The following is a 24984-nucleotide window of genomic DNA, read 5'->3' as shown; positions in this document are numbered from 1 at the left end:
TTGTTGTGTGCATCGTGGGATCCCTTCGAGAACGAGCGGCAGTGGCGCACCGACGAGCGGGGCGATGTCCGCTCCGAAGGATGATCATTAGGTGATGGAGCCGGGCGCGCCGCAATGACGTGATGTGGTACACACCATTCAAGGCGCGGAGATCGATCGAGTCAAAGACCAAAAAAGTAGAAGACCTACTGTAATTGCCTATGAATCATGGAGGCTCGGGCATTGTCCTCCCGTAGTCGGCGGTCGCCTTCTTCGCGCGTCAGTCTTCCGGCTTCGACCAGGGACAGTCCGTTGGCCATGTACCCTGCGACGGACTGGGCGAACTCCTCGAACGATGCCCGGGCGCAGACCAGGAACTCGGTCGATGCCTCCGTGATCCGTCCGGGCCGGTGGACGACGCCCATCTTGCGGGTCAGGCGCGGCGAGAGTTCCCGTACGACCCCGCCGCGGAGGATCGCGTCGAGACCGCTACGCAGCGCGACGATCGACACCCCACCGCCGGCGAGGACGATCGGCAGCACCGCGCCACGCTGGCGCACCTCCACCGCGACATCCGGCTCGACTCCGTGCAGGCGCAACGAGCGCTCGATGAAGTCGCGGGTCGCCGTACCGCGCCCACTCATCACGAAAGGGACCCCGGACAGCTGCTCGATCGGCACCGGGTCCGGCCACCGCGCATCGGTTCCCGGCGGACACACCAGGACCAGCTGCTGATCGATCAGTTCCTCGCCCACCAGCTCCTCGGCGGGCAGGGGCAGCGCGAGGATGCCCAGCTCGCACGCTCCCGACTTGACCAGGGAGACGACATCGGCGGTCTCTTCGCGTTCCTCGATCCGGAAGCGGATGTCCGGATACTGATGGCGGAACTTGGCCACCCACACAGACAATGGATCCGAGGACAGATCCGACAGAGAGGCGATATCGATCCGACCGCCGCGCATTGCACCGACATCTCGGACCGCATTCTCCGCAGCGCCCACCTCGCGCAGGATGGTGCGGGCCGGGCCGACAAGCGCCTCGCCGGCGGGAGCAAGTACCAGCCCCCGCCCGACCCGGTGAAACAACTCGACACCGAGATCCTTCTCGAGCTTGCGCACCGCCTGTGACAGGGAGGGCTGCGCTACCCGCAGCTGCGCCGCAGCTCGTGTCACCCCGCCGCAGTCGACGACGGCGAGGAAGTACTCGATCTGGCGTAGGTCCATGACCCGAATCTAGAGGCTGCACCGGTCGTGGCGTCCGAAACGCCAATCCGGGGCTCGACGATCCGAATCCCGATCAGGCAGCTGACGCTGCCCGTGCGCGTATTCGGTAGTGCCACCTACCAGAACCGCATACGGCACCGCAGCAGCGAGCGGGCCGAGAGTTCAATGCGGAATCAGATCTCTATGCCGTCGCCTGGGACAAGGTCGAATTCCTGCACGCCGGACACGCATGCGGATCTCCCCAGGGCCGGGTACTACCGCGGTTCCGGTGCGGACAGTACGAATCCTGCGGCTGCGTGGGTTCCCGGGCCAACACGGGAGCGCGCGGATTCACATGTACCCAACCATCCGCAATGCCAATTCGACAAAGCGCTCGGCCAGCGACTCGGGATCGGAGTACGCATTCGAAGGGAACCAGCGACTGACGTCGATGCCCAGCGAGGTGATCGCCAGTGTGGCCGCCGCGGAGTCGAGGGTGTGGAATTCGCCTGATGCATCGCCGGATTCGAGGATACGGTCGAACACCTTCGAGGTCGCACGCCTGATTTTGGCGATTGCCTGGAAGTGCTCGTCGGACAGTGCCCGCAACTCGTATTGGACAACCCGCGCAATTGCATGATGGCGCGCATGCCACTTGACGTAGGCGGATACCGCGGCGACCAACTGATCGCGCGGATGTGTCGCCGTGTCGGATGCTCGGGTGATCGTGTCGAGAACTGCGAGGTGGCCCTCGAGGGCGATGGCGAAGAGGAGCGACTCCTTGGTCTTGTAGTGCGGGTACACCGCGCCGGGACTGAGGTCGAGACGTGCAGCGATTTCTCGGGTACTGGCCGCTCCGTATCCCTTGGCGGCAAAGACCTCGGTGGCTGCGGCCCGTATCCGTGCCGCGGCCTTCGACGTGCCCACCTCGTAGGAAAGATCCTCCAGCGGTGCGTTCACGCGTACGACCGCCTTTCGGAGGGGGGAGGGGTTGACAGGGCTCCATTCACGGGACCAGTATATGCAATCGCATAGAAAATATGCGTTTGCATATTTCTTCGGTGTGCTCGACCTCGTCTGCACACCCCCTTCCGCCGCTGACCAGGAGTCGCCATGTCCGAGGCTGTGATCGCTTCCGTCGCCCGTTCGCCGATCGGGCGTGCCATGAAGGGGTCGCTGGTAGGTATGCGGCCGGACGACTTGGCCACGCAGATGGTCGCCGCGGCGCTGGCGAAGGTGCCCGAACTCGATCCTACGGACGTCGACGACCTGCTCCTCGGTTGCGGCCTGCCCGGCGGTGAACAAGGCTTCAACATGGCCCGCAATGTCGCGATCGAGCTGGGCTACGACTTCCTGCCCGGCACCACCGTCACCCGCTACTGCTCGTCGTCGTTGCAGACCACCCGCATGGCCTTTCACGCGATCAAGGCCGGTGAGGGGATGTGTTCGTCTCCGCCGGTGTCGAGACGGTGTCGCGGTTCGTCAAGGGCAACTCCGACTCACTGCCCGACACCCAGAATCCGCTCTACGCTGACGCGCAGGTCCGCACCGAGAAGCTCGCCCGAGGCGGACAGCAGTGGGTCGACCCCCGCGAGGAGGGGCAGGTCCCCGACGCCTACATCGCGATGGGCCAGACTGCCGAGAACGTCGCCCAGATCACCGGCGTCACCCGCGAGGAGCAGGACCGTCGGGCGGTGCGCTCGCAGAACCGCGCCGAGGACGCGATCAAGTCCGGCTTCTTCGAACGGGGGATCACCCCGGTGACGCTGCCCGACGGTACCGTCGTCTCCACCGACGACGGTCCCCGTCCGGGCACCACCTACGAGGCGGTCAGCCGACTCGCCCCGGTGTTCCGTCCCGACGGCACCATCACCGCCGGCAACGCGTGCCCGCTCAACGACGGCGCCGCCGCGCTGGTGATCATGTCCGACACCAAAGCCCAGGAGCTCGGCCTGACCCCGCTCGCGCGGATCGTCTCGACCGGAGTGTCGGGTTTGTCGCCGGAGATCATGGGTCTCGGTCCGATCGAGGCCACCCGCAAGGCCCTCGCCCTGGCCGGTAAGACGGTGTCCGACATCGATCTGTTCGAGATCAACGATGCGTTCGCCGTGCAGGTCCTGGGCTCGGTCCGGGAGATCGGCATCGACGAGGACAAGCTCAACGTTTCCGGCGGCGCGATCGCTCTCGGACACCCGTTCGGCATGACCGGGGCCCGCATCACCGCCACCCTGCTCAACAACCTGCAAACCCACGACAAGCAGTTCGGTGTTGAGACCATGTGCGTCGGCGGCGGCCAGGGCATGGCCATGGTCCTCGAACGACTTCGCTGACAGACAGGAAAATCAATGGGCAACATCATTTTCGACTTCTCCGGCCGCTCGGTCGTCGTCACGGGCGCCGCCCGCGGCATAGGCCGGGCCCTCGCCCGCCACTTCACCGAAGCCAAGGCGACGGTGTTCATGGTGGACTTCGACAAGGACGAGCTCGACCAGGCCGCCCGCGAGGTCGGAGCCATCGGCATCCCCGCCGATGTCAGCAACACCGAGGACGTCGAACGGGTCGTCTCCACCGTGATCGACGAGACCGGCCGGGTCGATGTCCTGGTCAACAACGCCGGCATCCTGCGGGACAGGGTGCTGTGGAAGCTGACCGACGACGACTGGAACCAGGTCCTCGAGGTCCACGCCGGTGGGACATTCCGATTCACCCGAGCCTGTGTGCCGCACTTTCGCAAGCAGGAGTTCGGGCGGGTCGTCAACGTCACCTCCTACACCGGACTGCGTGGCAACCGCGGCCAAGCCAACTATGCCGCCGCCAAGGCCGGCATCATCGGCTTCACCAAGACCGCCGCGAAAGAACTCGCCGCGTTCGGCGTCACCGTCAACGCCGTCTCCCCGAACGCAGCCACCCGGATGACCGCCTCCATCCCGCAAGAGAAGATCGCCGAGGTCACGGGCCCGATCCCGAGGTTCGCCGACCCGTCCGAGATGGCCGACGCCATCTGCTTCCTCGCTTCCGAGGAAGCCGGCTACATCACCGGCGCCGTCCTCCCGGTCGACGGCGGACTCTCCATTTGACCCACCATCGAACGGACACCCATGACCGACGTACTCTCCCGGCGCGACATCGACTTCCTGCTGTACGAGTGGCTCGACGTGGTGTCGCTGACCACCCGCAAGCGCTTCGCCGAACACTCCAAGGACACGTTCGACGCGGTGCTCGACCTCAGCGCCGACATCGCGCACAAGCACTTCGCCACGCACAACAAGAAGGCCGACGCCAACGAACCGACCATGCGTCCGGACGGCACTGTCGAGATGATCCCGGAGGTCCAGCAGGCACTCGACATCTTCTCGGCCGCCGGACTGACCGCCGGGCAGTTCGACGAAACCGTCGGGGGCATGCAGCTGCCCACTACGGTGGCACGGGCGGCGATGGCCTGGTTCCAGGCGGCAAACGCCGGCACCGCCGCGTACCCGTTCCTGACTGCGGCCAACGCGAATCTCATCGCAACATACGGCACCGCACAGCAGATCGACGACTACGTTCGTCCGATGCTCGAGGGCCGCTGGTTCGGCACGATGTGCCTGTCCGAGCCGCAGGCCGGGTCGTCACTGGCAGACATCACCACCCGAGCGCTGCCCCAGGACGGCAGCTACCGGTTGACCGGCACGAAGATGTGGATCTCCGGCGGCGATCACGAGCTGTCCGAGAACATCGTGCACCTGGTACTGGCAAAGACTCCCGGCGGTGGTACCGGCGTCAAGGGCATCTCGTTGTTCATCGTCCCGAAGTTCCTCCCGGGATCCGGCGGCGTACTCGGGGAGCGCAACGATGTCACGCTCGTCGGGCTCAACCACAAGATGGGCAACCGGGGAACCACCAACACCTTGCTGTCGTTCGGCGACGGAACGCATTCACCACACGGCCAGGCTGGCGCGATCGGCTTCCTTGTCGGAGAAGAACACCGCGGCCTGTCCTACATGTTCCACATGATGAACGAGGCTCGGATCGGTGTGGGATTCGTTGCAACGGCACTCGGCTACGCCGGGTACCTGCAGTCGCTCGAATATGCGAAGGTACGGACACAGGGCAGACCGGTCGGCGCGAAGGACCCGTCGGCACCGCCGGTCCCGATCATCGATCATGCCGACGTGCGGCGAATGCTGATGGCGCAGAAGTCTTATGTCGAGGGGGCCCTCGCACTGGGTCTCTACTGCTCTCGGCTGGTGGACGAACAGAACACCGCGTTCGACGAGTCCGCCGGCGCAGACGCCGGACTGCTACTCGACGTCCTGACACCGATCGCGAAGAGCTGGCCGTCGCAATGGTGCCTGGAGGCCAACAGCCTGGCGATCCAAGTACACGGAGGGTACGGCTACACCCGCGACTACGACGTCGAACAGTTCTACCGCGACAACCGCCTGAACCCGATCCACGAGGGCACACACGGCATCCAGGGGCTGGATCTGCTCGGGCGCAAGGTCGCCATGCACGACGGCGCCGGCGTGACGCTGCTCGGATCGAAGATCGCCGAGACGATCGGACGAGCACGACAGATCGGCTCCGACGCCGCGCGGTACGCCGACGAACTCGAGGGCGTGTGGGATCGAATGGTCGAGGTCACAAGCGCCTTGCTGTCGGCGCAGGACGTGGCAGCCGCACTCGCGAATTCGTCCGTGTACCTCGAGGCGTTCGGGCACACGGTCATCGCGTGGATCTGGCTCGAGCAGCTCACCTCGGTCGACGGCAAGACCGGCGACTTCTACGACGGAAAGCGGGCCGCCACCCACTACTTCTATACCTACGAGCTCAGCAAGGTCGGTCCGCAGCTCGAGCTTCTGGGACGCATGGACCGCACCCTGGTCGACCTGAATCCTGCTGTCTTCTGACTTCCGAAGGGACACTACCCATGAGTGTGCTCGACAAGTTCCGTCTCGACGACCGTGTCGTCGTCGTCACCGGCGCATCGTCCGGTCTCGGGATCGCGTTTGCGAAAGCATGCGCCGAGGCCGGCGCAGACATCGTCCTGGCGGCCCGACGGGCGGACAGGCTCGACGACACCGCCGCTCTCGTTCGCGTCGCGGGGCGCCGAGCCCTCACCGTGGCCACCGATGTCGTGGACCCCGATCAGTGCAACGCAATGGTCTCGGCGGCGATGAACGAGTTCGGCCGTGTCGATGTTCTCGTCAACAACGCCGGGATCGGGACGGCCGTTCCGGCCGTCCGTGAGACGCCGGAGCAGTTCCGCTCGGTGATCGACATCAACCTGAACGGTTCCTACTGGGCCACCCAGGCCTGCGGCCGTGTCATGCAACCTGGCAGTTCGATCGTCAACATCTCCAGCGTTATCGGGCTCACCACAGCCGGACTACCGCAAGCCGCCTACAGCGCGAGCAAAGCCGCGATCATCGGACTGACCCGGGATCTGGCCCAGCAGTGGGGATCACGCAAGGGAATTCGTGTCAACGCGATCGCGCCGGGGTTTTTCGCCACCGAAATGACCGAGCAATACAAGGGCGGATACCTCGAGTCGCTGTCCCCACGCATGGTCCTCGGACGGACCGGTGACCCGATCGAACTGGCTGCGACGGTGGTCTGGTTGGCTTCCGACGCAGCCGGTTATGTCACCGGACAGACCCTTGCGGTCGACGGCGGCGTCACCATCACCTGAAGTACCTCGTATCCACCAGGCGGACACCACCGAGGACGCGTTGCGGCCCACCCCGCACGCTCGAAAGAAGGGAAACGATGTCCACCACCATCGACGAGCCCGACGACCTGCCAGTCTCGGCGGACAACGGCTCCCCAGCGGCGACTGGATCGAGATCACCCAGGATCGTGTCGATCTCTTTGCCGAGGCCACCGACGATCACCAGTGGATTCACGTCGACGTCGATCGCATCCGCACCGAAAGCCCCCTTCGGCGGACCCATCACGCATGGCTACCTCACCCTGTCGCTGCTGAGCGACATGGTCGCCCGGATACTCGACGTCCGAGGGGCCCGACGGCTGTGAACTACGGACTGAAACAAGGTACGGTTTCCCGCGCCGGTGCCCGTCGGATCCGGCGAAGGTGAATCGATTCTGTACTGAGATGCAGGCGCGGGTCATCGACAAGTGTCTGCAACTGCACGGCGAGGACAGCTGCATGACCGAACATCCCATCGCCCGCCTGTACGCCCATACCTGCGTCACCCCATCTTCGGCGGTACCGGTGAGGTCATGAAGAGCGTCATTTCCAAGTCGCCGGGTCTGTCGACACTCGACGGATCCGGTTCACGCCGTCGGCCCCCCGGCGAGGCCGAGTGCGTGCACTCATGAGCCAGCCTCGACGAAGCTGTCCTCGGCTTCCGTCTCGTCGCTGCCCAGATGCTCCTCGGCAGAAGCGCGGATCCTGGCGATCCTGTTCCGGGCCAGATTCACGGCAAGTTCGATGTCACCGTCGCGAATCGCCTGGTGCAGGGCCCGCCAACCCTCCAGATTGAGCCTGATGGTGTCGGGGTTGGCCGCGAGAGCCAAACGCACGTACCGCAGCGTCTGCAGGGACACGGATTGGAGCAGGTCGGCAAGGATGCGGTTGTCCGACAGTTCCGCCACCTCACTGTTGAGAAGGAAGGTGGCGACGGCGTATGCGTCGACCGACTCATCAGCCGCCTGGATGATTCGTGGAATATGGCGGTCGAACAACGCGACCAGATCCTCGTGCTGTTCCAGCATTTCCTGGCGAAGGATCAGTCCATAGAGCCGGGACCGGACATCGAAGACGTCGCCGAGGTCCTTCGCTCGCGGCACCGGAACCGTCGCTCCGCGACGCGCCTGGAACTCGACAAGTCGATCACGTTCGAGGATGCGCAGTGCCTCACGTACCGGTGCCCGACTCACCTTGAGCGCGGCGCTGATGTCCTGCTCCAGGAGGCGCTGGCCTGCATGAACGTAATCGAGAACGATGATTGCTGCGAGCCTGGCGGCGATTTGCTCCGGCAGCGGGGTGGCGGCTATGGCCTCTTGCTGCCGACGCAGAATTGCCTGCTCGATGGCGACCATCCACTCGTTGCGAGGGAGCACTAGCGCAGAGGGGTCGGGCAGGTCTTGGGTTCTCCGGCGTGCCATGCGTCACACTCCTGCGTGAATTCTTCGCCGCCTTGCCCTGATTCGTAGTGGACAAGCTCAGTTTATTGTCGACGGCAATTGTATCCGGTCTTGAGTCTCGAGCCCAGGTCGGCACTCCTCGACGTGCGGCCTCTTACCCCACCGAAGAGCGGTGTTCACACCTCCGACGGGCAGGCCGCCGTAGACGGCTCTTCTTTCAAGATTTTTGTCGACATAAACAGGACCGAGTGTTAGCTTGTGATCTGCAACACTCGCTGGCCGCGCGCCCCCAAGGCGCACTTCAGAAGTGAGGTCAAGTTATGAAGCTCGAGATCACTCCCCTCACCGGCACGATCGGTGCCTCCGTCGAGGGAATTCGGCTCGATGAGCCCCTCGACGCAACTGTGTTCGACGAACTGCACGAGGCATTTCTCACACACTGCACTCTGGTGTTCCCCGATCAGCACATCAAGCCTTCAGCTCAGGTGGAGTTCGCGCGATGGTGGGGTGATCCTGTCGTCACAGCAATGCTCAATCCGCTCGACGGCAATCCTGAAGTTGTCCAGATCGCCAACGTCAGGAAGGAAACGACGGCCACCGAGGCGTGGCACTACGACGCTGCGTTCACCGAAGTGCCCCCGAAGATTTCCATCCTGTCCGCCGTCACGGTTCCGGTTGGCGGCGACACGATGTGGTCGAACCAGTACCGCGCCTATGAACGACTGAGCCCGGACATGCGGAGGGTTCTCGACACTCTCCGGATCCGATTCCACGGGACACGGCTCGGGCGCATGCTGGAAGTGGCGAAAGCCGACATTCCCAGCGCAGTGCACCCACTTGTGCGCACCCATCCCGAAACCGGACGGAAGGCGCTGTACGTCGGACACCGCGAGAACGTGTGCATCGAGGGATGGACCCGCGAGGAGGGTGAAGCCCTGCTCGAGTACCTCTACCGGAACTCGGTCTCCCCGGACAACGTCTATCGGCACAGCTGGCGGGAGGGCGACGTGGTCATGTGGGACAACCGTTGCACCATGCACTACGCCGTGCACGGCTACGGCGACCAAGAGCGCGTCCTGAATCGCGTCACCCTCCACGGCGAGAAGCCGATCTGAATCCCCGCGGTGTTCGGGCCGAAAGTGCCATTGGGCCCGCAGGCGCGACCGACCGCTCGCCATGAGCGAACTCCCTGACGAAAGAAGCGGGCGGAACGAACGTCAACGTCGTTCGTGGCCACCGATCGGAGCATCCATGCAACTCACTGACGATCCCTCGACCCAGAAGAAGGACCGCGCGAGATCCCGGGGCAGGCGGGTACGTTTCTCGCGGGAGAACGTAGTGGTTCTCGCGGCACAGATCCTGCTTGCCGTGGTGTGGTTGGGACTGTGGCAACTGACAGCCACACAGCAATGGCTCGACCCCGTCCTCGCGAAGTCTCCCGGACAGTCGTGGGACTACATTGTCGTCGCAGCGCAATCCGGTGAGCTGTGGAGCAACACCCGATACACGATGATCGCCGTCCTCATCGCCTGGATACTTGCCGGGGCGGTCGGCGTCGTCGTCGGCGTGGCCCTGGGTCTGCTGCCCCGGGTAGAGCGCGTGCTCACGCCGTATCTCGAAGCGGCCAATGCCATGCCCCGTATTGCTCTTGCGCCGTTGTTCATCGTCGCCCTGGGCATCAATACATCCGCGAAGGTCGCCTTGGCGTCCACGCTGGTGTTCTTCCTTGTGCTGTCAGGCGCTCGTGCCGGCGTGCGGTCCACGGATGCGGAGTGGCTGCGTATGTCCACCGTTCTCGGAGCGCGTAAGCACCAGATCTTTCTGAAGGTGCTCCTCCCGGTGGCAACTCCGGCCATCTTCGCGGGGCTCCGGCTCGGACTGATCTACTCCCTGCTCGGCGTCGTCGGTTCCGAACTGATATCGGCGCGAAACGGGCTCGGCCAGTTGATTGCAACGTACTCCGCAACCTATCGGATGGAGGCGGTCTATGCGATCCTCCTGCTGCTCGCAGGTATCGCAGTCGTCCTCAATCAGGTCATGGGATTGGCCGAACGCCGGTTCCTGCGCTGGCAACCGCCGGTCGACCGCTGACAGATCCGTTGCTCGGAAATGAACTGGAGTGAAGAAGTGAGCACAACCTCGATGGCGCGACAGAGCTCTGTCCCCACTGCACATGCGACGCAGGATCGTCGTCACGACGCGATCGTGCTCACCGGAGTGAAGGTCGACTTCCCCAATCCTGCCGGCGGTATACGGACGGTGCTGTCCCACATCGACCTGTCCATTCCTGCAGGGGAATTCACAGCCGTAGTCGGACGCAGCGGATGCGGAAAGACGACACTGCTCAACATGGTGGCCGGCCTGGTCGAACCTACCGAGGGCACGGTCTCGGTCCTCGACAAGAAGCCACGTTCAGCCCGAAATCACCTCGGTTTCATGCCGGCACGAGATGCGCTGCTGCCCTGGCGAACTGCGCTGCGCAATGTGGAGTACGGTCTCGAGCTGCGCGGAATGAGCAAGTCGGAGCGTCGCGGCATCGCACGCCGATGGCTGAACGCGGTCCACCTCGGCGAGGCAGAGCGGCTCTGGCCGTGGCAATTGTCACAGGGAATGCGGCAACGAGTGGCGCTGGCTCGAACCTGGGCACTGAATCCGGACGTGCTGCTGATGGACGAGCCGTTCGCGGCTTTGGACGTAAACACACGACTGTCGGTGCAACAGGAGTTCCTCCAGCTGTGGCAACAGGAGGAGCATCGCACGGTCGTCTTCGTCACGCACGACCTGGGCGAAGCCGTCGCCCTGGCGGACCGGATCGTCCTCATGGGCGAGGGAAAGGTCCTCGACGACGTGAGAGTCGACCTCGATCGTCCCCGTGACCTCGCCGCCATTGCCGGGGACAGTCAATACCAGTCGATCTATGAGCGCCTTCGCGCGCAGCTGCACTGATGTCGCCGGTCGAGTGACCCACACAAGAGTTTCAACATTTCAAGGAGAATCGATGTCGAGATCCCGCAGCACGCTCGCCGTAGTGGGCGCTTTGGTTTCGGTGGGTGCACTGGTCGCATGCGGCGGACCGGAATCCGCCACGGCAGAGGACGGGTTCACCTCGGTCACCGTCGGCAACATGAACAGCAACTCCCTCACGTTTCCGCTGCTGGTGGCGCAGGAAGAGGGATTCTTCACGGACGTGGGGTTGCGGGTCGACACCGTCAACTCCGTCTCCGGACCGGAACTGACCGCAGCACTCATCGGCGGCACAACACAGATCGCCGTCGGAACGCCGGAAAATGTGATGCCGGCCATGGCCCAAGGACAGGACATCCTCACGATTCCGCCGTTCGGCCGGCTCGACATGTCGCTGGTCACTTTGGCAGACAGTGGAATCGAGGACATTTCGGCTCTCGCCGGAAGACAGGTCGGCGTCGTGCAGCGCGGCAGCTTCTCCGAGAAGTTCGCGCGCAGCGTCATCGCCGATCACGGTCTCGACCCCGACAGCGTCACGTATGTCGCGGTGGGCTCCGGTGCCACCATGGAACCGGCCGTGCGCAATCGAAAGGTCGATGCAACAGTGGGCGCGACATCCACGGTCGCCCTGCTGGAACAACACGGACTCGATGTCCGCACGCTGGCGAATTCCCTGGACGGGACCGGAGGCGAAGCGGGAACCTTCGGAATGCAGACCATGTGGACAACTACCGCCCCGTTCCAGCAGCAGCACCCCGGGATCGTGGACGGGTTCTGCACGGCGATGAACCGCGCGGGCGCATGGATCGCCGACGATGCGAATCGCGACGCGGGAGCGCAGAAACTGTCGACGTTGCTGGCGGTCCCGCAGGAGACCGCGGAGAAGATCTGGGATCGCACGCACCTGTCCTGGACGTACCGGATCGACCAAGAGAAGTGGGACAAGGTCAGTGCCTGGGTCTTGGAGGAGAACACCTCGGAACTCCCGTATACCGACCATGTGATGACGGATTGCGGCGAACAACTGTAGATCGGGGCAACAACCGATCGCTCGCCATCATGCGATGCCTCCCGCCGGTCGTCCGTGCAGGGCGGCGGTAGGTTTCGCTCGAACAAAGAAAGTTGCTTCATGGATACCACTCGATACGGGGCCCCGCCCGTTCTCGCCGTCGGCGTCGTTCGGGAAACGGGCGACGGCGAGCGGCGGGTCGCGCTGGTGCCGATGATCGTCCCGTCGTTGATCAAGAAGGGGCTCGACGTGGTCGTCGAGTCCGGGGCCGGGCTCGGTGCGCTGATCCCGGACGAGGCCTACGTCGAGGCCGGTGCGCGGATCGGGGATGCGTGGTCGGCGGATGTGGTGCTCAAGGTGGCGCCGCCGTCGGATGCGGAGGTCGCCCGGATGCGGTCGGGGCAGGCGCTGATCGGGTTCCTCGCCCCGCGCAACGCCGAGAACCAGATCGGGGCGCTGGCCGCCGCCGGGGTGCAGGCGTTCGCCGTCGAGTCGATCCCGCGGATCTCCCGGGCGCAGGTGATGGACGCGCTGTCGTCGCAGGCGAACGTCGCCGGGTACAAGTCGGTGCTGGTCGCCGCGACGGAGTCGACGCGGTTCTTCCCGATGCTCACCACCGCCGCGGGCACGGTCAAGCCGGCGACGGTGCTGGTGCTCGGTGTGGGGGTGGCCGGGTTGCAGGCGCTGGCCACGGCCAAGCGCCTGGGCGGGCGCGCCACCGGCTACGACGTGCGTCCGGAGGTCGCCGACCAGGTGCGGTCGGTCGGTGCGCAGTGGCTCGATCTGGGCATCGACGCCGCCGGTGAGGGCGGCTACGCCCGCGAACTCACCGCCGACGAGCGTGCGCAGCAGCAGGCGGCGCTCGAGGAGGCCATCAAGGGCTTCGACGTGGTGATCACCACCGCGCTGGTGCCGGGCCGGCCCGCGCCGCGGCTGGTCACCGCCGCCGCCGTGGAGGGCATGAAGCCCGGCTCGGTGGTGGTGGATCTGGCCGGCGAGACCGGCGGCAACTGCGAGCTGACCGAACCCGGACGCACGGTGGTCAAGCACGGCGTGACCATCTGCTCGCCGCTGAATCTGCCCGCGACCATGCCCGAGCACGCCTCGCAGCTGTATTCGAAGAACGTCGTGGCCCTGCTCGAGCTGATGCTCGACGAGTCCGGTGCCCTGGCGCCGGACTTCTCGGACGAGATCCTCGACGGCGCCTGCGTGACCCGCACCGCCGAGGCGGACGACTCGGCCACGAGGGTGGGAGTACTCCGTTGAAGACCCTCGGCAACCTGCTCACCACCTCGGTGTTGTGGACGTCGGCCGTCGCGGTCGTAGCACTCGACCGGCTGATTTCCGTACAAGTACACGAACCGTCGGAGTGGCATGAATACTCCGCGTCGATCTGGGGGGCGTAGATGTATACCGAACTGTTGGCGAACATCGCGATCCTGGTCCTGGCCGGGTTCGTGGGCTTCGCCGTGATCTCGAAGGTGCCCAACACCTTGCACACCCCGCTGATGTCGGGCACCAACGCCATCCACGGCATCGTGGTGCTCGGTGCGCTGGTGGTCTTCGGCCACCTGCCGGCCGGCGCGCCGTGGAGCATCAAGGTCATCCTGTTCGTCGCGTTGGTGTTCGGCACGCTGAACGTCGTCGGTGGCTTCGTCGTCACCGACCGCATGCTCGCGATGTTCAAGCCCAAGAAGCGGGTGCCGGTGTCGGCCGCCCCGGCGGAGCAGAAGGGAGCCGACGCGAAATGAGCTACCTCGTCTCCGTCCTGTACATCGTCGCGTTCGCGATGTTCATCTACGGTCTGATGGGCCTGACCGGCCCGAAGACCGCGGTCCGCGGCAACTACATCGCCGCGGTCGGCATGGCCGTGGCGGTGCTCGCCGTGCTGATCGACATCCGCGACACCGACAACTGGAGCTGGATCGTCGCCGGCCTGGTCGTCGGCGTCGTCCTGGGCGTCCCGCCGGCGCTGCGCACGAAGATGACGGCGATGCCGCAGCTGGTGGCGCTGTTCAACGGCGTCGGTGGCGGCACCGTCGCGCTGATCGCGTGGGCGGAGTTCCTCGACTCGGACGGCTTCACCACCCTCGCCGAGGAACCGACGGTGCCCGTGGTGGTCGGCTCGCTGTTCGCCGCGATCATCGGATCGGTGTCGTTCTGGGGTTCGCTGGTGGCGTTCGCCAAGCTGCAGGAGCTGCTGAACAAGAACCTCGAGCGCCGCCTCGTCGGCGCGGCCAAGGCCTTCCAGCTGGCGAACATCGTGCTCGCGCTCGCGGCGATCGCGCTCGCCGTGTACATCGGACTCGCGGCCGACCCGGCGAACGATCCGACCTCGGCGGTGTGGATCGTCGCGCTGCTCGTCGTGGCCGGGCTGATGGGCCTGTTCGTGGTGCTGCCGATCGGCGGCGCCGACATGCCGGTGGTCATCTCGCTGCTCAACGCCCTGACCGGCCTGTCGGCCGCGGCGGCCGGCCTGGCGCTGAACAACCAGGCGATGATCGTCGCCGGCATGATCGTCGGTGCGTCGGGTTCGATCCTGACCAACCTGATGGCCAAGGCGATGAACCGGTCCATCCCGGCGATCGTGTTCGGCTCGTTCGGCGGCGACGGCGGTGCCGGTGCGGCCGCGGGCGGGGCCGGCGGCACCGTCAAGGCGACCTCCGCCTCCGATGCCGCGGTCCAGATGGCCTACGCCAACCAGGTCATCGTGGTGCCCGGCTACGGGCTGGCGGTGGCGCAGGCGCAGCACGCGGTCAAGGAGATGGCGGCGCTGCTCGAGGAGAAGGGCGTGGAGGTCAAGTACGCCATCCACCCGGTCGCCGGCCGGATGCCCGGGCACATGAACGTCCTGCTCGCCGAGGCCGAGGTGCCGTACGAGGCGCTCAAGGAGATGGACGACATCAACGGCGAGTTCTCCCGCACCGACGTCACCGTCGTCATCGGCGCCAACGACGTCACCAACCCCGCCGCCCGGCAGGATTCGTCCAGCCCGATCTACGGCATGCCCATCCTCAACGTCGACCAGTCCAAGTCGGTCATCGTGCTCAAACGCTCGATGAGCTCCGGCTACGCCGGCATCGACAACCCGCTGTTCACCGCCGACCACACCTCCATGCTCTTCGGCGACGCGAAGAAGATGGTCTCCGAGGTCACCGAGGAACTCAAGGCGCTGTAACCGCCGCAACCGCCGAACCCTGCCAGTGCCCGCCCCCGTGAACACAGTGGCGGGCACTGGCACGTCGGCCTGAATTTCTCGAGTCACCTACCGGCGCATCTGCTTTCACCGGAATTAGTCACCAGAGAAACAAGATCGTGGGCAGCCCTGGACAATGGCCGGTCGGCTCTCCAGACCGCACGAAGAGTCCGTTCGAGTTTCAGGCCGTGCACGTAGACCTGACGCAGGGCGCCCGATGCGAGATCGTCCGCGACGGCGAGGCCGCTCACCACCGCCGGACCTATGCCAGCGAGCACGCTGTTGCGTATCGCTCCTGTGCTCCCCAGTTCGAGCAACGGCGATGCGGTGTGTCCGTCCAACGCGCGATCGATGGTCATGCGGGTTCCGGAACCCACCTCACGAACCAACAGCGGGGTGGCAGCCAACTCCGAGACGGTGATCGGTGCCGCACGACGCGCCCACGGATGAGCCGAATTCACGACGACGACGAGACGGTCGTGGGCGACCACGGCGCTGTGTGCGAACTCCGGAACATCCGGGCACTCGACAAAGCCCAGATGACAGCAACCGTCGTGCACCTGCTCGAGCACCTGTGTCGAATTCCGAACCTGTAGGTGTATCCCTACGTCGGGAAACCGTCCACGGTAGTGGTTCAGCCACACGGGCATCAACTGCTCCGCGATCGTCGTGCTGGCGCACACGTCGAGTTGGGCATGTTCGTCGTGGCGCAATCCCTCCGCCACGGCGACCATATCGGAGATGGCCTCCAACACTTTTCGGGCAGCCTCCATGATCGTCCGTCCGTGCGGGGTGAGAGTGGAGCCGGTCGGATTGCGTTGGAGCAGCTGCGTGCCGAAACGTCGCTCCAGATGCCGGATATGACGGCCGGCGTCCGGCGGGGCCATTCCCGCCCTCCGACTCGCAGCCGCCACGCTCCCGTATTGCTCTATCCCTGACAATAATTCGAGAGATCGAACGTCGATGTGTCTGGTCGACATGGGCTGGTCACACTTCCGCTGAGAACATATCGAATCGATATGGGGTGTTGGTATTCTGGTGTCTACCAAAGGCTTCTGAAATGCCCGACTGTTGAACAATGAACCCGATACAAGAGCGGATGCGTCCCACCGCGCATCGGAAAGCCACACCCGCCGGCATGTCACGGATCGGGAAGCTCAGTGGTGAACTGGCTCCCGGCGTCGCGATGTGCCTCATCGTCGCGATCCTGTCCATGGCAGCGGCTCGATTCCTGCCTGCGGTCAGCCCCCTGCTGATTGCAATCGTCATCGGGGCCGTCGGCGCAAACCTGCTCACCGTCCCCCAACGACTCCAGCCCGGGATGACCTTCTCGTCGAAGAAGCTGCTGCGTGTGGGCATCGCATTGCTCGGCCTGCAACTGATGCTGGCCGACATTTTCGGATTGGGCTGGAAGATCATGGCTGTGGTCGTCGCCGTTGTCTCCTTGGGCATCGTGGGCACGATGCTTGTCGGCAGGCTGTTGGGACTCTCGTGGACCCAGCGGGTGCTCATCGCATGTGGCTTCTCCATCTGTGGAGCCGCGGCGGTGGCTGCCACGGACGGTGTCGTCGATGCGGACGAAGAGGAGGTCCTCACCGCAGTCGCGCTAGTGGTCATCTTCGGTACGCTCATGATCCCGACGGTTCCTCTCGTGGCCGGTGCATTGGGACTGGAGCCCACCGTGGCGGGCCTGTGGGCCGGCGGGGCGATCCACGAGGTGGCCCAGGTGGTCGCGGTGGGCGGCATCATCGGCGGCGGCGCGCTGACTGTCGCCGCGATCGTGAAGCTTGCCCGCGTCCTGATGCTCGCACCGGTGATCGCAACCTTGGGCATCCTGCAGCGCCGGCGGGCGACCGATACGACCGGGCAGGCCGAACGGCCGCCCCTGGTGCCGTTCTTCGTCCTCGGCTTCCTGGCATGTGCGGCGCTGCGCACCACCGGAATCGTGCCCGACAACGCGCTGACGCTGGCCAAGAGCGCCCAGACGCTCCTGCTCACCGCGGCGATGTTCGCGCTCGGCGCCGGCGTGCGAGTATCGCTGATCAAGAAGGTCGGTCCTCGACCGTTTGTTCTCGCCACTGTCTCCACCGCATGGGTGGCCTCGATCGCTCTCGTCGGTGTTCTGCTCGTCGTGTGAGTGTCGGACCTCGCGACGATCGGCGCCGATTCCCTCACGGGGATCGGCGCCGATCTCTCGGGTCGGTTGTCGACCCCCTGGGCGAAGGCGGACCACCCAGAGCGCCGCCGACAGGAAACGTGCGCGATCAGTGTTCGGTCGAGGTCGCCGACACCCTGGTCCGGGAAGGCATCAGGTGGTCCTGGAACCGTAAACGTGCGCGATCAGTGTTCGGTCGAGGTCGCCGACACCCTGGTCCGGGAAGGCATCAGGTGGTCCTGGAACCGTTCTCGGAGCGGGGCCTTGAGCACCTTGCCGGTCGAACCCATCGGCAGGGAATCGACGAACACCACATCGTCCGGCAGCCACCACTTGGCGACCTTGCCCTCGAAGTAGGCGAGGAGCCCCTCGCCGGTGACATCCGCGTCGGGAGCGCGGACCACGACGAGCAATGGCCGTTCGTCCCATTTCCGATGGCGGACACCGATGCATGCTGCGGCGGCGATGCCCGGGTGGCTCATGGCGATGTTCTCGAGGTCGATCGAACTGATCCACTCGCCGCCGGACTTGATCACGTCCTTGCTGCGGTCGGTGATCTGCATGAATCCGTCCGCGTCGATGGTTGCGATGTCCCCAGTGGGAAACCATCCGTCGATCAGTGGATCGGCCTCCTCGCGGCGGTAGTAGGTCGACAGTACCCACGGGCCCCGGGCCATGAGGTGGCCGGCTGCCCTTCCGTTCCAAGGGAGTTCGTTGCCGACGTCGTCGACGATCTTCAGATCCATCCCGAACACGCATCGTCCCTGTTTGGCCTGCACCGCGAATCGTTCGTCGTCCGTGACGTCCTGATGTGTGTGCTTCGGTACGGACGCAGTGCCGAAAGGACTGGTTTCGGTCATGCCCCACCCGTGGATCACGTTGACGCCGTGTAGCTTTTCGAGCTCGCGCAACATGGACGGAGGGCACGCAGCGCCGCCGATCACCGCCCGTTCGAGCGTCGTGAAGCGCACGCCGTGCTCCTGTGCGTGCCGGAGTTGGCCTTGCCACACTGTCGGTACACTCGCCGAGAGGGTGACCTGCTCGGCCTCCTGCAACTCGTACAGGGAGCGGCCGTCGAGATCGGCGCCGGGCAAGACCACCTTCGCTCCGACCATGCACGCCGCGTACGGCAGGCCCCAGGCGTTGACGTGGAACATGGGCACCACCGGCATCACGCTGTCGCTCGCCGACAGGCCCATCGAATCGGGCAGGGCCACGGCGAACGTGTGTAGAACGGTCGACCGATGGCTGTAGAGCACACCCTTGGGATTGCCTGTCGTGCCACTGGTGTAGCACAGTGAGGATGCGGTCTGTTCGTCGAAGGTCGGCCACTGGTAGCTGCCGGATTCCTGTGCGATGAGGTCCTCGTACACGAGGACATCGCCGATGTCGCCGGGTAGGTGCTCGCGGTCGCTCATGACGACGTAATGCCGTACGCTCGCGAGTCGCGGACCGAGTTCACGCACGAGTGGCAGGAACGTGAGATCGAAGAAGAGCACGTCGTCGGCGGCATCGGCAATGATCCACGCCATCTGGTCCGGGTGGAGCCGGGGGTTGACGGTGTGCAGGACGGCACCCGAACCGGAAGCGGCATAGTAGAGTTCGAGATGTCGGTAGCCGTTCCATGCCAGGGTCGCTACTCGGGTGCCCGGTTCGATGCCCAGACGCTCCAATGCCTGTGCGAGTCTTCTCGAACGGTCGGCAAGATCGCGAAATGTGTAGCGGTGGATATCGCCCTCGACGCGCCGGGAGACGATCTCCTGCCCACCGTGGTGACGCTCCGCATGTCGGAGCAACGAGGAGACCAGCAGGGGTTGCTGCATCATCTGACCGATCACGGGAAACTCCTGTCTGTGCGGCGCCTCAGGACTTCTGGGCGCGCATCGAAATCTCTTCGAGGAGAGCGCGTGCACGTTGTGCGGCGTCACGCCCGCCTGCCGCGTCTCCGCGAACATGCAGCGGGCGCAATTCCTCGATCTCGTCGAGAGCACCGAGCAATTCGGGTTCGACGATCTTGTACTTGCGTAGAGTGTTCACGACCAGCATCGATGTATGGACGATGTCCTCGTCCTCCGTCGAAACGCCGTGTCGGTGCAACGCGTAGTTCGCCCAGTGGGTGCCCGCGAGCATCGCGGCTTCGATCGTGATCTCCCAATCCTGCTCACCGCAGAGCGCGATCGACTGCTCGATTCGTTGTGCGAGGTGGCAGTGTCGTTCGGGGTCCATCGGTCATCCTCGTGTTCGTGTGGTCAGCGTGGCCCGTACCTGCGAGAACGCGTGTTCGCACTCGTCGACGATGTGCCGGTCCGGGGTGTGGTACCCGCGCAGGCAGGGGTCGCGATGGTGCTCGATGGTTTCGAGGGCGTGTTCGAGTGCCTCGATGTCGGGCGGAATCGGCCGGGGTACGGAAGGCCAGCCCACGTGGCTCACATCACCGAGACCGCACAGGATCCGCCGATACGTGCCATCGGGTTGAGGTGCCACGTGGACTCCGGGGATTGTGGAAAAGAGCCTGTCGTCGCGTGTCAGGCCTGCGTCGTGCAGTGACGCGTTGTAGGCATTCGTACCTGCGGTCAGCGTGGTCCAGTACCACAGTTCGAAGTCCTCGAGGGGGTGGAGCCGGTCCCGCAGGTCGCACAGCCGTTCGAACTTGTCCAGATGCGATGCGATGTTCATGCGGCTTCTTCCAGCGCGGGGTCCACCAGTAGGACGATCTTGCCGAAGTGTCGATCGGTCGTCATGTACTCGTGTCCGGCGGCGATGTCCTCGATCGGGTACGTGCGGTCGATCGGCATGTTCAGCAGTCCCGCAGCGAGCGGTGCCATCAGGTCGCGTGCGGCGGCCTGAACACACTCGAGGCGTTCCGCTTCGGCGCGGGTCCGGAAGGTGACGCCGATCAGGTGCAGCCTCTTCAGCCAGAGGGTGTTGAGGTCGATCGACGCTGTCGCGGACCCGAGGCGTCCGATGTTCACCAGGCGTCCCTGCACGGCCAGGCACTCGAGATTCGCTTCGAACACCGTCCCGCCGACCGAGTCGATGATGACATCGACACCCGCTCCGTCGGTGGCGGCCAGGACCTCGGCGACCTGGTCATGCACCGAGACGTTGACGACGCAGTCGAGCCCCAACGCCTTCAGGCGTTCGGCCTTGTCGTCCGAACGTGTGGTCGCGACAATGCGGCCCGCTCCCATCGCCTGGGCGATTCGGATCGCGGCCAACCCGATCCCGCTCGACGCGGCATTCACCAGTACCGTTTCGCCCGGCCGCATTCGAGCATTGGTGATCAACGCGTCGTGAGCGGTGACGAAGACGTTGGGAAAGGCCGCGGCCTGTACCCACGAGATCGTGTCCGGCACCGGAATCAGGGCCAGCGGCGCGGCCACCACGTACTCGGCTTGCCCGCCGGTTCCGTGGCCCATGACGCGATCTCCGACGCGCCATCGCCGCACCTGCGCTCCTACTTGTTCCACCTCTCCCGCGAACTCGACCCCGATGGGGACGGGGTCGCCGGAGGTGACACGACCGGCCTGCAGGATTTCACCCCGGTTCAGTGCCGACGCTTTCACCCTCACGAGCACTTCGTCCGGGCCCGGGGTGGGGCGCGGGACCTCCATGACCGTGACCTTGCCGCCGGCGGGGTCACCGACGATGCGTGCAGCTTGCATGTTCACTCCTGGGTCGACGAATAATTATGTCGACATTAATAAATTTCAGCGTGTATCGCCAGGGGTCCAGGGCTCGATCGCGCATCGGACGTGGGTCGCGAAACCCCGGACGAAAAGCGGGCCGCCGACATCCTTCAATATTTATGTCGACAATAAACGCGATGATGGCTAGTGTGGTCATCCAAGACCTGACGGGGTTCAGGTCGAAGTCCTAGCACCCGATCCCAGGAGGGGACATGACCCAGACCAGAAGTGCCGAGCGCCTCGACCGCCTCCGTGGCAAGATCGTCGACTTCCGGCTTCGTCCGCCTACCGGCCCGTACCGCAACTTCTTCACGCCGACCGTGGTGGGCGCGGTGAACCGGATTCTCGGGATGCCCACGCCGCGTTCGTACTCGATCAGTACGGATCCGTTCCCGAACGCCGAGGACCGTGCGATTGCGGCGCTTGTCGACGAAATGGATTCGGTCGGTGTCCGACTGGGCGTTATGAACGGTCGTCACTCGGTCAACCGTCCCGTGCCCGTCCACATCGAAGACAGCGACCTCGCGGAGCTGAGCGCGCGCACCGGCAACCGCGTCCTCGGGCTCGCCGGTGTCGACTTCGACAAGCCCACGGAAGAGATCATCGAGGGTCTCGACATCGCGATGAAGGAACACGGGCTCGTCGGTGTCTGCCTCGAACCGGGCCTCGCCCGCGAACCCATGTATGCCGACGATGAGCGGTTGTTCCCGCTCTACGAGAAGATCGCCGATCTCGGTGTCCCGCTGCTGTTCATGTCCGGTCCGCTGGCCGGCCCCGACATCAGTTACACCGATCCCGTGCGCTTCGACCGGGTCGCCCGCCGGCACCCGTCGATGCCCGTGATCCTGGGGCACGGATGCTATCCCTACGCCAATGAGGCCGTGGCGCTCGCCTTCAAGAGCGAGGCGACCGGTGTCCACAACGTGTTCGTCTCGCCCGACGTCTATATGTTCGCCCCGGGCGGCGAGACCTTCGTCAAGGGCGTGAACTGGCTGCCCAACCGCTTCGTCTACGCCTCTGCGTACTCCTTTGCTGGCGTTGCGGAGTCGGTGCTCAGAACCGTCGAGTTGGACCTGACCGACGACGCGCTCGACGCCTACATGTACCGAAACGCCGAGAGCCTGCTGCGTCCCGTTCTGGGCCGCTGACCGGAACAGCGAAGGAGAATAGCCCATGGGTGAGCAGAACCTACAAGTCCACATGCGCCGACATCCGGAGGGGATGGTGACGGAGGACGACTTCGATATCGTCAGCGTGGACGTACCCGTGCCCGGTGCCGGTGAGGCTCTGGTGAAGATCCACTACCTGTCGTTGGATCCGTACATGCGGCCGATGATGGACCCGTTGCGGTCATATGTGCCGCACCTCAACCCCGGCGACCTGATGCCTGGTGCAACCGTCGGCGAAATCGTCGAAAGCAACGAGCCGTCACTTCCGGTCGGCTCGATCGTGACCGGGATGCTCGGATGGCAGACATACGGGATCGTCACGCCCGCCACATGCCGCATGGTCGATACGGAGGCAGGGCCAACCTCGGCAGCTCTGCATGTGCTCGGAATGACGGGCGCGACCGCGCACTATGGACTGCTCGAGCTGGCCAAGCCTCAGCCAGGTGAGACCGTTGTCGTGACCGCCGCATCGGGGGCGGTCGGATCCGTCGTCGGTCAGCTCGCAAAGATCCGCGGTGCCCGAACGATCGGCATCGCGGGGGGACCCGAAAAATGCCGTTACGTTCGAGAAGAACTCGGCTTCGACGAGTGTCTCGACTATCGCGCCCCCGATTTCGTCGAGCAGCTCGCTGCCGCTACGCCGAACTATGTCGACGTACTTTTCGAGAACGTGGGCGGCCCCATCTTCGATGCGGTTCTGACCCGGATCAATGACCATGCACGAATCGCATTGTGCGGAAACGTAAGTCAATACAACGTCGACAAGCCGTACGGCGTCACCGGAATGCGTTATCTGCTGGTGCATCGGGTCAGCGTGTTTGCCTTCGTCATCGCCGACCACCGTGAGTACTGGCCGGGTGCCATCGCGGAGATCGGTCAATGGGTCCGTGAAGGCAAGGTGTGCTACCGAGAAGATTTCGCCCCAGGACTGCACACTGCACCCAAGGCGTTCATCGAGATGTTGACGGGCAAGAACTTCGGTAAGCAACTCGTGGACGTGGCTGCATCTTGACCGGCCGTTCCAGAACGAGTTCGGCGTGGCAGATGAAGCGCGGAACCGCCGGGGGTCGTGTCGACAGTATCGGATGATCTTGTTTCCGACGATCCGCGGGCACGGAAAGCCACTTGCTTCCACCTCGGCCTGACCGCCGGTCTCGGTTCACGGGACACGAGCCGATCGACGATCGTCTCGCTCCGGCCTGCGTCGTCTTCATCCGGCCCGCCAACGCCGGTTGGAGGCATGTTGTCCACCGAAAGATCGGATGCAGTGGAGTGACATCCGGTGCGGGTTGCGCATGTGACCGACGTCGGGGCGCGGCCCCGGCTGCACGTGGCGGTGCGCGCGGAAGCGCGCACCGCCGGGTTGCTCGAGATGGATGACGTCGCGGTCGACGGCTCGTATGCGCAAGCCCTCGAAAGAGAGATCACACCGGGCCGTCACCGGTCGATCGTGGTCGCGGCGGCAGCAAGTACCTGTGATCGCCGGCCGGCACGGACTCCGTAGGCGGTGTCGCGGACCAGAGGAAACCGTCACGACGTTACTCAACTGCCGCCGCTGATCGATGGGTGGCTGGTGGACCACGAGCCGCCTGTGCATGCTCCATCTCCTCCAATCGATTGTTGTGCCCCGACTCCGACAGAAGGTCTCGGGCCATCCGGTACACGCCGGGCCTGGCCTACGTCGGCGCGGTCGCCTCGGTCGGCAGCACTCGGGACTCCTTCCACAACGCGGTGGCGGACGCATTCAACTCGCTGTTTCAAGGCCGAACCGATCCGAAACAAGGGTCCGTGGAGGGCGATCGGGACCTCGAATTCTCGGTCGCCGAGTACATCGACTGATTCAGTCGCACGGGAACAACCGGGCGGGTTATCGAGAGCCTCTATGAACAGCACAACACTTCGGGTGCGGATCCTGCCGTGGTCGTGCGCCCGGTCGGTGTGCGCCTGAACTGGTTCAAAATTGTTGTCGACATAAATGGTGATACCTGTTACGTTTGTGACTGGCACCACTTGCCCGACCTTTGCCGTCATCCGCATCGTGGAGAACCAGCCGACATCCGGGAGCCCTCGTGAAGGTTTGTGTCACCCCCCTGACTGGATCCATCGGTGCTGCAGTGGGCGGCGTTCGTCCGGACGAACCGATCGACGAGCAGAGCTCCGAGACCGCTGCGCGCGGCGTTCCGCGAGCGGCGCACGCTCGCATTCCGCGATCAGTTCGTAAATCCACCGGCGCAGATCGCGTTTGCCAGGTTCCGGGACAACCAGTGCACCATGCACTACGCGATTCACGGCCATGACTGCCCGGAACGGGTGCCCAACCGCACCACCCTCCACGGTGACGTCTCGGCGTAAGCGGTCCGGACCGTCGGCGGCCACAGCCCCCGGGCAGCGATACCTCACGAACAGGTCCATCCCCGTCCGCGTCGACTACCGGGGGCAAGTCAGGTGCGGTGCTCACTGATTGGAGCGACAATGCAAGTTATCGATCAGCCATCGGTAAGCGCGGCTGCCGGACCGGGTGGATCGGCA

General features: G+C 64.7%; 22 protein-coding genes and 2 pseudogenes. 15 read left to right on the top strand and 9 right to left on the bottom strand.

Features of this window, described 5'->3' with window-relative positions; translation table 11 throughout:
• Nucleotides 1–185 precede the first annotated feature (185 nt).
• Nucleotides 186–1202: a LysR family transcriptional regulator gene (locus tag OCS65_RS01870; protein ID WP_210432787.1), complete on the bottom strand. Its 1017-nt coding sequence runs from the start codon at nt 1200–1202 to the stop codon at nt 186–188.
• 330 nt (nt 1203–1532) lie between these two features.
• Nucleotides 1533–2141, bottom strand: a complete 609-nt coding sequence (locus tag OCS65_RS01865) for a TetR/AcrR family transcriptional regulator (protein ID WP_168580432.1) — start codon at nt 2139–2141, stop codon at nt 1533–1535.
• A gap of 153 nt (nt 2142–2294) precedes the next feature.
• Between OCS65_RS01865 and OCS65_RS01860 the strand changes: the two are divergent.
• The 4 genes and pseudogenes from OCS65_RS01860 (at nt 2295) to OCS65_RS01845 (ending at nt 6855) form a co-directional block, all read left to right on the top strand.
• Nucleotides 2295–3511, top strand: a pseudogene (locus OCS65_RS01860) (acetyl-CoA C-acetyltransferase).
• A gap of 15 nt (nt 3512–3526) precedes the next feature.
• Complete coding sequence (locus OCS65_RS01855) at nt 3527–4258, top strand: SDR family oxidoreductase (RefSeq protein ID WP_168580433.1); 732 nt, start codon at nt 3527–3529, stop codon at nt 4256–4258.
• Between the two features lie 21 nt (nt 4259–4279).
• Entirely contained in the window at nt 4280–6073 is a 1794-nt protein-coding gene (locus OCS65_RS01850) for an acyl-CoA dehydrogenase (RefSeq protein WP_231772257.1), read from the top strand.
• A gap of 20 nt (nt 6074–6093) precedes the next feature.
• Nucleotides 6094–6855, top strand: coding sequence for an SDR family NAD(P)-dependent oxidoreductase (locus OCS65_RS01845; RefSeq protein ID WP_168580435.1), 762 nt, complete (start codon nt 6094–6096; stop codon nt 6853–6855).
• Here OCS65_RS01845 and OCS65_RS29900 read toward each other — a convergent pair.
• A complete protein-coding gene (locus OCS65_RS29900) occupies nt 6848–7117 on the bottom strand; it encodes a hypothetical protein (RefSeq protein ID WP_210432788.1) in 270 nt (89 codons plus the stop codon). The genes OCS65_RS01845 and OCS65_RS29900 overlap by 8 nt on opposite strands.
• A 128-nt stretch (nt 7118–7245) precedes the next feature.
• Between OCS65_RS29900 and OCS65_RS01835 the strand changes: the two are divergent.
• Nucleotides 7246–7439 (top strand): annotated as a pseudogene (locus OCS65_RS01835) (acyl-CoA dehydrogenase family protein); the annotation flags it as partial.
• Nucleotides 7440–7499: 60 nt separating this feature from the next.
• On the opposite strand, the gene OCS65_RS01830 reads toward OCS65_RS01835, so the two are convergent.
• Entirely contained in the window at nt 7500–8228 is a 729-nt protein-coding gene (locus OCS65_RS01830) for a GntR family transcriptional regulator (protein WP_231772256.1), read from the bottom strand.
• Between the two features lie 365 nt (nt 8229–8593).
• Between OCS65_RS01830 and OCS65_RS01825 the strand changes: the two genes are divergently transcribed.
• The 7 genes from OCS65_RS01825 to OCS65_RS01795 all read left to right on the top strand — a co-directional run bounded on the left by OCS65_RS01825 (nt 8594) and on the right by OCS65_RS01795 (nt 15424).
• The gene (locus tag OCS65_RS01825; RefSeq protein WP_168580437.1) at nt 8594–9388 is read left to right on the top strand and encodes a TauD/TfdA dioxygenase family protein; all 795 of its coding nucleotides are present in this window, start codon (nt 8594–8596) and stop codon (nt 9386–9388) included.
• Between the two features lie 136 nt (nt 9389–9524).
• Complete coding sequence (locus OCS65_RS01820; protein ID WP_168580438.1) at nt 9525–10364, top strand: ABC transporter permease; 840 nt, start codon at nt 9525–9527, stop codon at nt 10362–10364.
• A 36-nt stretch (nt 10365–10400) separates the two neighbouring features.
• Complete coding sequence (locus tag OCS65_RS01815) at nt 10401–11219, top strand: ABC transporter ATP-binding protein (RefSeq protein ID WP_231772255.1); 819 nt, start codon at nt 10401–10403, stop codon at nt 11217–11219.
• Nucleotides 11220–11271: 52 nt separating this feature from the next.
• A complete protein-coding gene (locus tag OCS65_RS01810; RefSeq protein ID WP_168580439.1) occupies nt 11272–12267 on the top strand; it encodes an ABC transporter substrate-binding protein in 996 nt (331 codons plus the stop codon).
• A gap of 99 nt (nt 12268–12366) precedes the next feature.
• Nucleotides 12367–13512: a Re/Si-specific NAD(P)(+) transhydrogenase subunit alpha gene (locus tag OCS65_RS01805; protein ID WP_231772254.1), complete on the top strand. Its 1146-nt coding sequence runs from the start codon at nt 12367–12369 to the stop codon at nt 13510–13512.
• Between the two features lie 140 nt (nt 13513–13652).
• Nucleotides 13653–13997: an NAD(P) transhydrogenase subunit alpha part 2 gene (locus OCS65_RS01800; protein WP_006940142.1), complete on the top strand. Its 345-nt coding sequence runs from the start codon at nt 13653–13655 to the stop codon at nt 13995–13997.
• Entirely contained in the window at nt 13994–15424 is a 1431-nt protein-coding gene (locus OCS65_RS01795) for an NAD(P)(+) transhydrogenase (Re/Si-specific) subunit beta (protein ID WP_050035005.1), read from the top strand. The genes OCS65_RS01800 and OCS65_RS01795 overlap by 4 nt, the downstream gene beginning before the upstream one ends.
• Before the next feature lie 83 nt (nt 15425–15507).
• On the opposite strand, the gene OCS65_RS01790 is transcribed toward OCS65_RS01795, so the two are convergent.
• A complete protein-coding gene (locus tag OCS65_RS01790) occupies nt 15508–16422 on the bottom strand; it encodes a LysR family transcriptional regulator (RefSeq protein WP_168580441.1) in 915 nt (304 codons plus the stop codon).
• Nucleotides 16423–16520: 98 nt separating this feature from the next.
• Between OCS65_RS01790 and OCS65_RS01785 the strand changes: the two genes are divergently transcribed.
• Nucleotides 16521–17579, top strand: coding sequence for a YeiH family protein (locus OCS65_RS01785; RefSeq protein WP_420833226.1), 1059 nt, complete (start codon nt 16521–16523; stop codon nt 17577–17579).
• A gap of 203 nt (nt 17580–17782) precedes the next feature.
• Here the strand turns inward: OCS65_RS01785 and OCS65_RS01780 are convergent, their stop codons facing one another.
• The 4 genes from OCS65_RS01780 to OCS65_RS01765 are packed head-to-tail and all read right to left on the bottom strand — an operon-like array spanning nt 17783 to nt 21211.
• Nucleotides 17783–19435: a 3-(methylthio)propionyl-CoA ligase gene (locus OCS65_RS01780; protein WP_168580442.1), complete on the bottom strand. Its 1653-nt coding sequence runs from the start codon at nt 19433–19435 to the stop codon at nt 17783–17785.
• A 25-nt stretch (nt 19436–19460) separates the two neighbouring features.
• Nucleotides 19461–19823 (bottom strand): hypothetical protein, encoded by a 363-nt coding sequence (locus tag OCS65_RS01775; protein ID WP_168580443.1) that lies wholly within the window; start codon nt 19821–19823, stop codon nt 19461–19463.
• A 3-nt stretch (nt 19824–19826) separates the two neighbouring features.
• Nucleotides 19827–20273 (bottom strand): hypothetical protein, encoded by a 447-nt coding sequence (locus tag OCS65_RS01770; protein WP_168580444.1) that lies wholly within the window; start codon nt 20271–20273, stop codon nt 19827–19829.
• Nucleotides 20270–21211 (bottom strand): zinc-binding dehydrogenase, encoded by a 942-nt coding sequence (locus tag OCS65_RS01765; protein ID WP_420833256.1) that lies wholly within the window; start codon nt 21209–21211, stop codon nt 20270–20272. Before OCS65_RS01765 ends, OCS65_RS01770 begins: the two co-directional genes overlap by 4 nt.
• A gap of 287 nt (nt 21212–21498) precedes the next feature.
• Between OCS65_RS01765 and OCS65_RS01755 the strand changes: the two genes are divergently transcribed.
• Entirely contained in the window at nt 21499–22434 is a 936-nt protein-coding gene (locus OCS65_RS01755) for an amidohydrolase family protein (protein WP_168580446.1), read from the top strand.
• Nucleotides 22435–22459: 25 nt separating this feature from the next.
• Nucleotides 22460–23467: an NADP-dependent oxidoreductase gene (locus tag OCS65_RS01750; protein ID WP_231772253.1), complete on the top strand. Its 1008-nt coding sequence runs from the start codon at nt 22460–22462 to the stop codon at nt 23465–23467.
• Nucleotides 23468–24984: the final 1517 nt, after the last annotated feature.

Source organism: Rhodococcus aetherivorans, assembly GCF_025722975.1.
Taxonomy (GTDB): domain Bacteria; phylum Actinomycetota; class Actinomycetes; order Mycobacteriales; family Mycobacteriaceae; genus Rhodococcus; species Rhodococcus aetherivorans.
Note: the sequence above shows the minus strand (reverse complement) of the source record. Positions and strands in the feature narration are given on the sequence as shown.

Coding starts and splice junctions, on each gene's coding strand:
- OCS65_RS01870 (WP_210432787.1), bottom strand. CDS start 1,202: ATGGACCTACGCCAGATCGAGTACTTCCTCGCCGTCGTCGACTGCGGC.
- OCS65_RS01855 (WP_168580433.1), top strand. CDS start 3,527: ATGGGCAACATCATTTTCGACTTCTCCGGCCGCTCGGTCGTCGTCACG.
- OCS65_RS01850 (WP_231772257.1), top strand. CDS start 4,280: ATGACCGACGTACTCTCCCGGCGCGACATCGACTTCCTGCTGTACGAG.
- OCS65_RS01845 (WP_168580435.1), top strand. CDS start 6,094: ATGAGTGTGCTCGACAAGTTCCGTCTCGACGACCGTGTCGTCGTCGTC.
- OCS65_RS29900 (WP_210432788.1), bottom strand. CDS start 7,117: ATGGGTCCGCCGAAGGGGGCTTTCGGTGCGGATGCGATCGACGTCGAC.
- OCS65_RS01830 (WP_231772256.1), bottom strand. CDS start 8,228: ATGGTCGCCATCGAGCAGGCAATTCTGCGTCGGCAGCAAGAGGCCATA.
- OCS65_RS01825 (WP_168580437.1), top strand. CDS start 8,594: ATGAAGCTCGAGATCACTCCCCTCACCGGCACGATCGGTGCCTCCGTC.
- OCS65_RS01820 (WP_168580438.1), top strand. CDS start 9,525: ATGCAACTCACTGACGATCCCTCGACCCAGAAGAAGGACCGCGCGAGA.
- OCS65_RS01810 (WP_168580439.1), top strand. CDS start 11,272: ATGTCGAGATCCCGCAGCACGCTCGCCGTAGTGGGCGCTTTGGTTTCG.
- OCS65_RS01805 (WP_231772254.1), top strand. CDS start 12,367: ATGGATACCACTCGATACGGGGCCCCGCCCGTTCTCGCCGTCGGCGTC.
- OCS65_RS01800 (WP_006940142.1), top strand. CDS start 13,653: ATGTATACCGAACTGTTGGCGAACATCGCGATCCTGGTCCTGGCCGGG.
- OCS65_RS01795 (WP_050035005.1), top strand. CDS start 13,994: ATGAGCTACCTCGTCTCCGTCCTGTACATCGTCGCGTTCGCGATGTTC.
- OCS65_RS01790 (WP_168580441.1), bottom strand. CDS start 16,422: ATGTCGACCAGACACATCGACGTTCGATCTCTCGAATTATTGTCAGGG.
- OCS65_RS01785 (WP_420833226.1), top strand. CDS start 16,521: ATGAACCCGATACAAGAGCGGATGCGTCCCACCGCGCATCGGAAAGCC.
- OCS65_RS01775 (WP_168580443.1), bottom strand. CDS start 19,823: ATGGACCCCGAACGACACTGCCACCTCGCACAACGAATCGAGCAGTCG.
- OCS65_RS01770 (WP_168580444.1), bottom strand. CDS start 20,273: ATGAACATCGCATCGCATCTGGACAAGTTCGAACGGCTGTGCGACCTG.
- OCS65_RS01765 (WP_420833256.1), bottom strand. CDS start 21,211: ATGGAGGTCCCGCGCCCCACCCCGGGCCCGGACGAAGTGCTCGTGAGG.
- OCS65_RS01755 (WP_168580446.1), top strand. CDS start 21,499: ATGACCCAGACCAGAAGTGCCGAGCGCCTCGACCGCCTCCGTGGCAAG.
- OCS65_RS01750 (WP_231772253.1), top strand. CDS start 22,460: ATGGGTGAGCAGAACCTACAAGTCCACATGCGCCGACATCCGGAGGGG.